Source organism: Rothia sp. HMSC069C03 (assembly GCF_001811075.1).
In the GTDB taxonomy this organism is placed as follows: domain Bacteria; phylum Actinomycetota; class Actinomycetes; order Actinomycetales; family Micrococcaceae; genus Rothia; species Rothia mucilaginosa.
In genome coordinates this window covers 102296-114342 of the sequence record NZ_KZ627135.1, presented here as the reverse complement: position 1 = coordinate 114342, position 12047 = coordinate 102296, and the positions used below count along the sequence as shown (strand labels likewise).

Below are 12047 nucleotides of genomic sequence, written 5' to 3'. Positions count from 1 at the left end.
GCCATGACGGCGGGTCGCCCCTCCCTCTGTATGTGTTCTCTGCTCCGTCATTAAGGTGGTAGCGGGTCCTCGCTATTGTTCAACAATATTGAACACTTTGAACTGTTTATAGTGGACCAGCGTGTAGATGAGGCAGAGTACAGCCGGGATGCTGACGACAAGCGCAGCGTTGAAGGAGCCGAGATGGTCAAGCATCAGTGCTACCGCGCCCATCGAGTACAGCGTTCCTAATCCAAACACGGCGCCGTCAAGGGAGCTGGCTCGCCCCAGTAGCTCATTCGGTGTAATGCAGTCACGCAGATTGTTGGAGAAGATGAAAGCTGATGCCCATCCTACGTCCAGAATGAAGAGCAGGGCGCCGAGCACTACGGGGTTATTGCTGATGGTGACCAGCGGTATTCCGAGCAGGGATACGACGTTGGCGACCAGCAGCATTCCTCGTGTGTTCTCGAAAGAGAGGAAACGATCGATGATGAGCGCCGCGACGATACCACCGATACCGCTGCAGGCCATAATCATGCCTACCACTGAGGCTTCAAAAGTGAGCTCCTCATACAGGCGGTAAATAATGATGAGTGAATACGATGCCGTAGCTGCCGCCAAGAAGAACGTGTAGACAAGGATAAGTCTCTGCGGAGCACCGGAGAACATGTATTGGATACCGTCAAACATGCGGTGAATAAACCCATGTTGTGCGGTTTCGCGTTGCTCAGTTTTAGTTTCCATCTCTACGGATGGCAACGTTGCGTATGAAATAGTTGCCGCTCCGAAAAGGAGCACCGGGACGATAAGACCGACCGTTGCACCCGCGACAAGAACAATAAATCCTGCCGTAGGGGGCGCAATGATTGCGGATATTCCCTCGCAAATTTCACGACGTGCATTGTACGAAAGAAGGTTTTCTCGTCCGAGAAGCTGCGGAATATATCCTGCTTCTGAGGCAGCAGCCAGCTCAGAGAAGACACCGCTCACAAATCCTAGTGCGGCGATGGCGAACCATGACAGCATATGCTGCTCAATCATCAACGCCAAGGTAAGGATGCTGAGGATGTTTACTGCCCCGGCAATCACAATCATAGGTTTTCGAGGCAGACTATCAGATAGGGTTGCTAGTGGATATGCCAAGGCGATATTGGGGATTTGCATGGCTACCGCCATTACGCCAGCCAGCCCAATTTCGCCTGTACTAGCGAGAATCGCAATGGGTAGGGCGAAGGAATATATTCCTGTACCCACCAGAGAGCCAATAAGGGCTACGTAGATTCTCCAGGGTATTTTATGTGTTGTCATGCTTTCCTCTTCCCAGCACGCATCAAAATAGCTGCTAACAATTGTGATGAACACGATGATCCTAGTTCACAGAAAATGGCATGCCTTAAAGATTTATAGGCAGAGTAAAAGGAAAGCGACTACGCTCACCAGAACATCACGTGAACGAATCTTTCTCGGGTTACTGACTAATACGGGCCGTCACTCCCAATGTAACCCGTGTCATATATAAAGCATCTCATGCAAACCACTCATAACTCGATACACAGACGCAAATTAAGGTAAAAAAGACAAAAACAAAATAAAACCATGGCAAAATTCAGGCTTCCAGTCCCCCACTCCCACAGAAAAACAGGAAGAACCACCCAATAACATGTAACAAACTGTCATAAAAATACTGGGAGGGGCGACTCGCCATGACGGCGGGTCGCCCCTCCCTCTGTATCTACACGCCTCATTCGTCGCTTTTACTCAGCCCCAGCAGCCGGTCTAGTACTCTTCCGGCGGCACCGACTCCAAACCAAAACGGCAGTGGCCGTCATAGTTCAGCGCCGCATCAATACGGTCCAGCATCCGCTCCGAAAGCAACGCACGCTCCGCCGGGTCAGACACATCCACCCAACGCACCTGCGAAGACTCCTCATCATTCACCTTCGCCTCACCAGAAACCCAGCGGCACAAGAACGTATGATCCAAGAACTGGCAGCGGTCACCATTACCGAACTGCATCGGCGGGTCAGCCTTCACCTGCGCCAGCTCCAGCACCTCAATCTGCACGTTCGCCTCCTCCTGCGCCTCACGCAGGCAGGTCAGTGCGGGGCTCTCCCCCGGGTCCACAATGCCCGTGATCGGGGTCCACGCCCCGTTATCGCTACGGCGCACCAGCAGCACCTTAGAATCCTGCTCACGGTACACCACAGCCGTCGCACCGGACAGCCACAGGTAATCCGAACCAATCCGCTCACGCAGCTTACGGATATAGGGAGGAGTAGGCATAACATCAACCTTTCAAAAGCCCCGGCAAATCTACCGGGAATAGGTGCCAGAGAGCAGAGCAAACAGCCCCGAGCCGCACACAGAACAAGCCCGCCATTTAGCCGGACGGTCACCCTACTTCGGAATCTACCACAGAGAATACGCCGGAGCAGCCAACGCCACCAGCGCCCCCAGAAGCATAAACGGACCGAAGGCAATGCGGGTGCTACCACGCACCTTCGTGAACAACACCAGAGCCAAAGACACCAGACCACCGGCAAGGAACGTCACCAGCGACGCCCACCCCAGATTCGCCCAAGACAGGTACCCGAGCACACCGCCCAGAATACCGGCAAGCTTCACATCCCCGCGGCCCAGCGTACCAAAAGACAGGATACGCAGAAGCAGGTAGCAGAACCACAGTGCCAGACCGGCACCAATCACACGCCAAATATCGGCGGGGCGACCGGCAAAAAGCAAAGACACCGGCAACGCCGTGTAGGTGGCAATAGCCAGAGGAATCAGGATGCGGTGCGGCAGACGGTGCTCCCGCATGTCAATACGCCACAGCCGCAGGGCACACCACAGAAAATACAGCAGGTAGCTGCCGAGCACCAAAGCGGCAATAACGGAGGCGCCTCCAGCGTTGTAGAGGCGGGAAAGCTCAGCGAGCATAGAACGTCCATTCTGTATTGCTGGAGGCTGTACTACCAGAGACTGCTAGCCAGCGGCGCTAGAGCATCTAAGGTCTAGGAACCGAATCGGCGGGAACGATTCGCGTAATCCCGCAGAGCACGCAGAAAATCAACGCGCGTGAAATCCGGCCACAGGGCACGGCAGAAATAAAACTCAGAATACGCGCTCTGCCAGGTCATGAAACCGGACAGGCGCTGCTCACCCGAAGTGCGAATCAGCAGGTCCGGGTCGGGCATATCGGCAGTGTACAGGTGCGAAGAAATATCCTCCACGCTCAGCTGTTCAGCAAGCGAGTCCAAGGATGCGCCCTCAGCGGCGGCCTCACGCAGAACCGAGCGGACCGCGTCCACAATCTCCTGGCGTCCGCCGTAACCGACCGCAATGTTCACGCGAACACCGGGCAGGTGCGCAGTCTGCTCAATCGCCCAATCCAGGCGCTCGTGCAGCTGAGGAGGAATTAGGTCAATATTGCCGATAGCGCGCACCGGACCGCAGGCGGATTCCACCAGACGCACCAGAAACGCATCAATCACAGCGACCAGACCGGTCAGTTCCTTCTCGGGGCGTTTCAGGTTCTCAGTGGAGAGCATGTACAGGCTCACCTGCGGAATCGACAGCTCAGTACACCACGCAAGAAAATCAATAATTCGCTCCGCACCGGCGGCGTGGCCCTCACGGGTGCTCAAGCCGCGCTGAGCCGCCCAGCGGCGGTTACCGTCCACCAGCACTCCAATATGTGCCGGCAGGGATTCGGGGCTCAGCGAGCGCGCCAGAGCCTGCTCATAGACGGTAGGCTCAGTGACAGTGCCGGGGTTGCTGGCGTGGCCGTGCACAGTAATCACGGGCAGGGCGTTGGCGCTCATGGCTCATACCTCATTCGGCTGTCGTGGCAGATAATTCAGCGGGCTCATAACGAAAGAGTCCAAGCTCTTATTCTACGCCGCCGCGCCGTACCTTCGCGGCAATCAGCATCGCGGTTGGGCTGAGAATCGGCTCAAAATTTGTGGCATTCGGAGTTGCGTGCGGGGGTGCAGACATCGCGCGCCTAATAATAGTTGATGCCCTTCACCTACGACTCATATCGTGGGTGAAGGGCATCATTGTAACGCGCGGGGCGATGCGCCCCAGCCTAGATAACGTAGTAGTCGCTCAGGCCCTCGTCCAGGCTAGATTCGGGCAGCTGAACCTCAGTGTGCGAGGCGGCCAGCGTGTAGTCCTCCCAGGGCCAAATGTCCTTCAGCTGTTCGCTGGGCACGGCGAAGAACACGCCGTTCGGGTCCACCTGCGAGGCGTGCGCGCGCAAAGCCTGATCGCGCTGCTCAAAGTGCTCGTGAACCAGGATGCGGGTCGTAGTCTCGTGGCGAGGTGCCTCCCCCGAGGAGGCGCGGTGCGCGAGGTTCTCAATCCAGCCGCTCAGCAGGCTCTCACCGTGCGTATCGAGCAGATGCTCGTGCAGGGCGAGGGTGCGTTCGGGGTTGAATGCGCGGTCGTAGTAGAGCTTCAGCGGGGTCCAAGGCTCACCCTCACCCACGTAGGCATCCGGGTCGCCCGCCTTCTCGAATGCTTCCACGGCAACCTTGTGGGTCATGATGTGGTCGGGGTGCGGGTAGCCGCCAATTTCGTCATAGGTGATGATGATGTGCGGGCGGTACTCACGCACCAGACGCACGAGCGGCGCGGCGGCACGGTCCAGGGGCATGGTGCCAAAGCTACCGAAGGGAAGCGGCGGCATGGGGTCACCCTCGGGCAGACCAGAGTCGAAGAAGCCAATCCAGCGGTGTTCAATACCCATAATCTCGCGGGCAGCCGCCATCTCAGCGCGGCGCAGACCCGGCAGGTCACGGTGCGCACGCGGGCTCTTATCGACCTCCTCGTTCAGGATGTCACCGCGCTCGCCGCCGGTCATCGTCGCCACCATGAAGCGGGCACCACGGGCAATATACGCCGAGGCGGTACCGGCGCCCTTGGAGGACTCATCGTCCGGGTGGGCGTGCACCGCGAGGATGCGCAGACCGGTGTAGTCCTCCTCCAGCGGTTTGAGGGAGTCCACGGGAGGGTGAGTCGGCAGGTTTGCCTTCAGCTGTTCAATGGCTTCGCTCACGGTGGTCTCCTTTAGGTGATGCGCCAGGGGTCGATGATGTGTCTGTGATTCGCGAATACGAGCGCTACACGGCAGAAATTTTACGGTTGTAGCTTCTCGTATGATACCCAAGGATAGCGCCGGTGCACTAGCGCAGATGACGCCGTGTGACGTCGTGAAACGTGCCGTCATATCAGCAGATTCACTGGCAAGAAACAGGATGATGCTGGCGGAGTGTTCAGCTACCGGCGTGCGTACCGGCGAAGATGTGCCCAGAGGGGAAGATACGACCGGCATAACAGCCGAAAATCCTCCGGTGCTCTAGAATAGGTCTGTTGATTCATTCCGTTACCGGTACCGCCGCGCATTGAACGCGGCACGCGGTAGCGGGTTTATTCGTTTCGCACCGGCAGAGCCGGCGCATAAGCAAAGGACACGCATGGCTGAAAACACCGGTGCATGGCTCACTCAGGACGCCTTCGACCGCCTCACCCAGGAGCTGGAGTACCTCTCCGGCCCGTACCGCCAGGAAATCGTTGACCGCATCGCGCAGGCACGCGATGAGGGTGACCTCCGCGAGAACGGCGGCTACCACGCAGCACGCGACGAGCAGGCGAAGAACGAAGCGCGCATCAAGCAGCTCAAGCACCTGCTGGAAACCGCACACATCGGCGACACTCCCGCTGACGACGGCGTAGTAGAACACGGCATGGTTATCGAAGCTGAGGTTGCCGGCCGCACCCTGAAGTTCCTACTCGGCTCCCGCGAAATTGAGGACACTCTGCCGGCAGGTAGCGACCTGAAGGTCTTCTCCGAGAAGTCCCCCCTCGGCGCAGCAATTATGGGCGCTAAGCAGGGCGACGAGGTCACCTACACCGCTCCGAACGGTAAGGAACTGAGCGCCAAGATTATCTCCGCAACCCCTTACCAGGGCTAAGAAGTTAGAGCTAAGAGACAGCGCTAGATATAAAACAAACAGTGCGGGGTGCTGACCATCAACGGTCAGTGCCCCGCACTGTTTGTGTCTATTCTTGCGTTCTGCCTATAAGTCGCAGGCGCACCTATTACAGCTCGTCGGCTAATAAATATATCGGCTTAGTAGACGATGATGGGCTTGAAACCCGCGTCCTCCAGGGCAGAAATCACCTGGCGGCAATGCTCCACACCCTTGGTTTCCATGTCGATCGTAATCGACACATCGCCCATGGACAGCGAACCACCCACACGGGTGTGATCCACACCGGTCACGTTCGCATCATTCTCAGAAATAATGCGGGAAATGGTCGCCAGCTCACCCGGACGGTCAGACAGCATCATCTTCACGGTCATGTAGCGGCCAGCCGCAGACAGACCGCGCTGAATCACCTTCAGCATCAGCATCGGGTCAATATTGCCGCCGGAAAGCACGCACACGACGGTACCCAGGTCGCCGTACTCTTCCTTCAGCTTGCCGTTCATCAGCGCAGCCACGGGCACCGAACCGGCAGGCTCCACCACAAGCTTGTTACGTTCCATCAGGAAGATCAGGGCGCGAGCGATATCGTCTTCACTCACGGTCGCCACATCGTCTACCAGCTCCTTGATGATGGAGAAAGGCATCTGGCCGGGGCGACCCACCGCAATACCATCAGCAATGGTGGAAACCTTCTTTAGCGGCACCAGAGCATCCGCAGCCAGCGACAGCGGGTACGCCGCCGCGTGCTCCGCCTGAACACCAATAATCTTGATCTTCTTACCGAGCTTCTGCTCCTTCGCGCGGATAGCAGCGGACAGACCAGCCAGCAGACCGCCGCCGCCAACACCCACAATCACGGTGTCAACGTCCGGAACCTGCTCCAGGATTTCCAGACCGATCGTTCCCTGGCCGGCAATAATGTCTTCATTGTCGAAGGGGTGCACGAACACCGCGCCGGTCTCTTCGGCGTAGCGCTTCGCCTCCGCCAGAGCCTCATCCACGGTCACACCGTGCAACTCAACCTCAGCGCCGTGATCGCGGGTTGCGGTAATCTTAGGCAGTGCCGCACCCAGCGGCATGTAAATGCGAGCCTTAATGCCCAGACGGTCAGCAGCCAGAGCCACACCCTGAGCGTGGTTACCTGCACTCGCCGCCACGACGCCGCGCTTCTTCTCCTCCTCGGAGAGCTTTGCCATGCGCACATACGCGCCGCGCACCTTGAACGAACCGGCGCGTTGCAGGTTCTCACACTTGAAGAACACCTCGGAACCCAGGCGCTGGCTCAGGGCACGCGAATGGGCGACCGGGGTGCGTTCAATAACGCCTTCGAGCAGCTCTGCGGCACGTTCAATATCGGTAATGGTCACGGGCAGGGAGTCGAGATCTACGCTCACGGGTTTTCCATTCTGACGGTGCGTTGTCCCGCGGGCGCGGGATGGTGATGTATTGCTCATCCCATTTTAGAGGATGGGTACAGCGAAGGGGGCTACCCGGTCGCAAGTAGCCCCCTGGCGAGACACCGCCGTAGACGGCATCGCGGCCGGCGGTATCGCCGGGACGAGTTAGCGGTGCGTTATCGAGGGTGGCGGGGTGCCCTACGCCAAAACCTCCCGCTCGATGCAGGCCCCTAGTCTTCGGAGGAGTCCGAAGCCTCGGAAGCCTGGTTCTCAGGCTCCTCAGCCTTCTGACGGCTCGGCACCCGGGAGGCCAGATTCTTGACGCTCTCCTGCCGTTCCTGGGCCTTCTCCTCAGCCTGCTCGCGGCGAGCCACCTCGTGCGGGAAGAGGAACTCCTCCTCACGAGGTGCTTCCTTCTCCCAGTCACGGTTCGCCAGGTAACGCACCACCGCGTTGACCACAGCCAGAGTCGGCACAGCGAACAGAGCACCCACCGCACCAAAAATCATGGATCCACCAGCCACCGAGAAAATAACCGCCAGCGGGTGCAGGGAGACAGCCTTACCCATAATGAGCGGCTGCAGAATGTTGGATTCGAGCTGCTGAACCAGCAGAACAATACCGAGCATAATCAGCGCCTGCACCGGGCCCAGAGCAACCAGCGCCAGCAGCACAGCCACAGCACCGGAAATGAGGGCACCAATCACCGGAACGAAGGAGCCGAGGAAGACCAGCACACCCAGCGGGATAGCCAGCGGAACACCCAGAATTGCGGCACCAATACCGATGCCGATAGCGTCAATAGCCGCCACCAGAATCTGAACGCGCACGTACGCACCCAGGGACTTCCAACCCGCGCGACCCGCACCGTTGACTGCGGCACGCGCATCCTTCGGGAAGAGGCGAGTGACGAACAGCCAGATACGCTCACCCTCCATCAGGAAGAAGACCAGGGTAAACAAGGTCAGCAGGGTACCGGTCGCAACCTCAGCCGCAGTCGAACCTACCTGAGACACACCGTGCAGCACGGAGCTGGGGTTATTGGTTACAGCGCTCTCCATCTGATCCAACAGCTGGTTCATCTGGTCGGCGCCGAACTCGTAGCCGAGGTTCTTCAGCCAACCAATCAGCTGCTGGTAGCCCTGCATCGCCTTATCCGCCATGGACACAAAACCGCGCAGAATCTGCTGACCGGTCAGCGAAATAATACCGGCGAGCACCAGAATCATACCGATTTCGGCAATAGCCGCGGCGCTACCGGCACGAACGCCCTTCTTACGCAGAAGCATCACGGCGGGGCTCAGCAGAGCCGCCAGCAGCAGAGCCACCAGAAGAGAAATAACCAGCAGGGAGACGTGCCCCAGGCCCTTCCAAAGGATCCAACCGGCACCGGCAATCATAATGATGCGCCACGCCCAAGCACCAGCAACTTCCATAGCAAAAGGCACCCGGTAGCCGCGCTCCTCCTCGGCTACATGCTCTTCTGCAACAGGTGTAATTTTCACGGTGTCTCCAACTCGTTATCGGTGTCGCGCCCGCGCGGGGCAGCTTCGGCTGCCCCAGCGGAGGCGGTATGTGGTGATGTTGTTGCGCCCCTCCCCTGCGCCTCGATACATCGGGGAAGTAAAGCGGCGAAAGCGGCGGCACCATCACGGTACCGCCGCCTCAAAGTGAGCTTTAGTCGTTGCTAAAGATGCTTGCCAGGTACATGAGAACACGCAGGATCTCAACATACAGCCAGACCAGAGAAGCGGTCAGGCCGAAAGCAAGGCGCCAAGACTCACGCTCGGGCAGGCCAGCCTCCACAGCCTCGGAGGTGGTGGTGAAGTCCAGCAGCAGCGAGTAGGTTGCCAGCGCAACAGCGAACAGACCAACCACCAGGCCCAGCGGAATACCACCAATAGAGAAGCTGTTCAGCGAGGAACCGAAGATACCCGCGGTCAGCATGGACACCAGGCCGTAACCCAGGTAGCTGAGCGCACCAATCATGAAAATCTTATTCAGCTTGGGGGTGGTGCGAATCTTGCCGTTGGCGAAGAGAGCCAGGGTCACACCCGCAACCACGAGGGTTGCCAGAACCGCCTGAACTGCCACGCCGGGGTAGCGCATATCCACAACAGCGGACAGACCACCGAGTAGCAGACCTTCCATGAGCGCGTAGGTCATGACCAGAATCGGGGAAACCTTCTTCTTGAAGGAGTTCACCAGACCCAGGACCAGACCGCCAACCATGCCCAGGAGCAGCAGCACCGGTGCATTCCATGCAACAGCGGCACCGACAGCGACCAGGCCCAGGTTGATACCGGTCTTAACCAAGACATCGTTCATGGTCAGGCGCTCACCGGCGGGGATGGGCTCCGAGTAGGTGGGGGCTGCTACGCCGTAGTCAGCCTCACCGTACGGCTGGCCGTACTGTGCCTGCTGGCCGTACTGTGCCTGCTGACCATACTGCTGGCCATAGGGCTGCTGGCCGTAGGTGTTCTGGCCGTAGCCCTGCTGATCATACTGCTGACCGTACTGGCCATAGGTCTGCTGCTGACCGTACTGTGCCTGCTGACCGTACTGCGCCTGCTGGCTGGTCTGCTGCGGCTGCGCACCAAAACGACCGAAACGAGAGTCACCCTGAGTGACATTCTTCGTCATTGAATTCAGAAGCGGGTTTCCCGCCATCTTTCTCTCCTTAAACGGGTACAAAACTAATTCTGTTAATTATATCGGATAGATTCTGTGCTCACGGGCGCTGTTCGTTACCAGCATGGGCTTCTAGCGACCTTGCCAGAATATTTCAGGGCGGTGTTTACCTGAGGTTCACCCAGGCCCGCGCCGCCCCGCACGCAGACCCTCCTGCGCGCCTCTTTGTGAAGCGTCTAGTGCGAAGCTTCCAAACAATCCAGGAGTTGCTCCAGATACCCTAGAACTGCCTGTTCCTCGTTCGAGCCAATCACCTCATCGGCAGCATTTCGCACAACCTCCGGGGCATTAGACATGGCAACACCCCAGCCCGCGTAGCGGAGCATCTCCATGTCGTTCTCGCCGTCACCGAAGGCAAGAATGCCCGCCGGGTCAGCATCCAGACGCTCGCACAGGTCCTTCAGTCCGGTCGCCTTATTGACACCGGTACGCACCAGATCAATGGCACCGAAGCCGCTAACCATCGGGGTAACGGTCTGCTGAAGAGCCTCACGCAGGTAAACGCTCAACTGCTGCGTCTGCTTAGGCGGGGTCAGCAGCGGGAACTTAATGGGTGCACCCTCAAAATCTTCAATAGAGTCAACCATGACCGAGCCGGGGAAGAAGAACGCCGCAAAATCCTCCAGCGTGAGGGTTTCGGGAAGCTCCTGACCGGTGTCTTCAAAATAGCCGCGAATCATGTGAACAATCTGATCGCAACGGTCCTTGGGCAGGTAGATACCTTCGGTGGTGCAGACCAGCAGACCAATCTGATCCAATCCCTGCACTACCTCAATAATGCGCGGCACGTCCTCTTCTTCAAAGGGATGCACGGCAAGCTGACCGCTCTCATCAGCAAGGTACGCACCATTTTCAGCGATATAGATAAGACCCTGATTCTCGAAGCCGCGCATATAGTCCTGCAGCTTGGCGTAGGTGTTTCCGCTCGCCACAACAAAGTGAATGCCCAGCACCCGCAGGCGAGGCAGGATGCGCGAGAAACGTTCGGTGTCGAAAGTTTTGGAGTCGGTGAGGAAGGTGCCATCCATATCGACGGCAATGATGGAGGGTTTAGTCTGCATGCTGTGCCTTTCTGGCCCTGCTACCCCATTCAGGCGGGGGTGCGTCTGTGCCTGTGTCTCCTCTAGGGTCTCACGTTTTGAGCTCCAGAAGACGGTATGCGGGTGTTTTTGGAGTATGGAGCGCCGTCACAAAACGTCATCTAAAACCCCCATTTTAGGGCACAGGTCACTTTTTAGTCCCATTTTCACTGCTTTTTTGCGCCCTTTTCCTCTACGAACTGAATTTACTTGAAGTGTAAAACTTTACCTGTCAAGCTTGAAGGCATGAACAACGACACCATGAAATCCACCGGTTTGCTCATCCTCCGACTCGTCTTCGGCTTCGTCATGATCATGCACGGATCCCAGAAAGCATTCGAATGGACCCCCGCGGGCACCACCGCCTCCTTCGAACAGATGGGCATCCCCATGGCAGCTACAGCAGCATACTTCGCCATGGCAACCGAGCTAGTCGGCGGCATCATGATCATCCTGGGTGCAGGCACCCGCATCGCGGCAGCCGCATCCGTCGTATCCATGAGCGGCGCGCTCTTCTTCGTCCACCTCGCAGCAGGTTTCTCCGCATCCAAGGGCGGCTACGAATACGTCCTCACCCTCGCCGCAGTAGCGGCAGCCCTCACCCTCACCGGCGCAGGCAAGTTCTCCATCGACGCGCTAATCACCGCGCGCCGCAAGTAAGCTTTGAACCGCCTCCTGCCTCACACACATGATTCCTGAAGGCAGGCAATCACCGATAGGTTCACCAGATTTCACCGCCGGCCGTCCTAATTCCGGCAAAGGACGACCGCATCTACCCGCGGTGAAGAGAGTGCGCGGAATGCGGCACCCCGCACCGTCACTCCACGATGCCCCCGATAGTACGGGTCGGGGGCATCGCCTTTTAAACTCCAAACACCACCCCCCAGACATGTACCCCCCCCCCC

General features: G+C 58.2%; 11 protein-coding genes. 2 read left to right on the top strand and 9 right to left on the bottom strand.

The genetic code is table 11. The features are described 5' to 3' along the window. Positions 1-72: 72 nt before the first annotated feature. From HMPREF2779_RS02610 to mca, 5 genes are all read right to left on the bottom strand, one after another. Complete coding sequence (locus HMPREF2779_RS02610) at positions 73-1344, bottom strand: MFS transporter (protein WP_233992220.1); 1272 nt, start codon at positions 1342-1344, stop codon at positions 73-75. A 414-nt stretch (positions 1345-1758) separates the two neighbouring features. After that, positions 1759-2265, bottom strand: coding sequence for an NUDIX hydrolase (locus HMPREF2779_RS02605; RefSeq protein WP_005506863.1), 507 nt, complete (start codon positions 2263-2265; stop codon positions 1759-1761). Positions 2266-2391: 126 nt separating this feature from the next. After that, the gene (locus HMPREF2779_RS02600) at positions 2392-2919 is read right to left on the bottom strand and encodes a prepilin peptidase (protein ID WP_070686250.1); all 528 of its coding nucleotides are present in this window, start codon (positions 2917-2919) and stop codon (positions 2392-2394) included. Between the two features lie 74 nt (positions 2920-2993). Then, positions 2994-3803 (bottom strand): polyprenyl diphosphate synthase, encoded by an 810-nt coding sequence (gene uppS / locus HMPREF2779_RS02595; RefSeq protein WP_070686248.1) that lies wholly within the window; start codon positions 3801-3803, stop codon positions 2994-2996. A gap of 266 nt (positions 3804-4069) precedes the next feature. Next, positions 4070-5041 (bottom strand): mycothiol conjugate amidase Mca, encoded by a 972-nt coding sequence (gene mca, locus HMPREF2779_RS02590; RefSeq protein ID WP_070686246.1) that lies wholly within the window; start codon positions 5039-5041, stop codon positions 4070-4072. A gap of 418 nt (positions 5042-5459) precedes the next feature. Here mca and greA point away from each other — a divergent pair, with 418 nt between their 5' ends. Beyond that, positions 5460-5957 (top strand): transcription elongation factor GreA, encoded by a 498-nt coding sequence (gene greA, locus HMPREF2779_RS02585; protein WP_044150727.1) that lies wholly within the window; start codon positions 5460-5462, stop codon positions 5955-5957. Positions 5958-6115: 158 nt separating this feature from the next. Here greA and ilvA read toward each other — a convergent pair whose 3' ends face one another. The 4 genes from ilvA to HMPREF2779_RS02565 all read right to left on the bottom strand — a co-directional run bounded on the left by ilvA (position 6116) and on the right by HMPREF2779_RS02565 (position 11124). Further along, positions 6116-7369, bottom strand: a complete 1254-nt coding sequence (gene ilvA, locus HMPREF2779_RS02580; protein WP_070667094.1) for a threonine ammonia-lyase — start codon at positions 7367-7369, stop codon at positions 6116-6118. A 233-nt stretch (positions 7370-7602) separates the two neighbouring features. Beyond that, positions 7603-8877 (bottom strand): AI-2E family transporter, encoded by a 1275-nt coding sequence (locus tag HMPREF2779_RS02575; RefSeq protein ID WP_105360754.1) that lies wholly within the window; start codon positions 8875-8877, stop codon positions 7603-7605. Between the two features lie 172 nt (positions 8878-9049). After that, positions 9050-10042, bottom strand: coding sequence for a Bax inhibitor-1/YccA family protein (locus HMPREF2779_RS02570; RefSeq protein WP_105360753.1), 993 nt, complete (start codon positions 10040-10042; stop codon positions 9050-9052). Positions 10043-10239: 197 nt separating this feature from the next. Beyond that, a complete protein-coding gene (locus HMPREF2779_RS02565; RefSeq protein ID WP_105360752.1) occupies positions 10240-11124 on the bottom strand; it encodes a Cof-type HAD-IIB family hydrolase in 885 nt (294 codons plus the stop codon). 264 nt (positions 11125-11388) lie between these two features. On the opposite strand from HMPREF2779_RS02565, the gene HMPREF2779_RS02560 reads away from it, so the two are divergent. After that, complete coding sequence (locus HMPREF2779_RS02560) at positions 11389-11802, top strand: DoxX family protein (RefSeq protein ID WP_105360751.1); 414 nt, start codon at positions 11389-11391, stop codon at positions 11800-11802. The last annotated feature ends 245 nt before the right edge of the window (positions 11803-12047 follow it).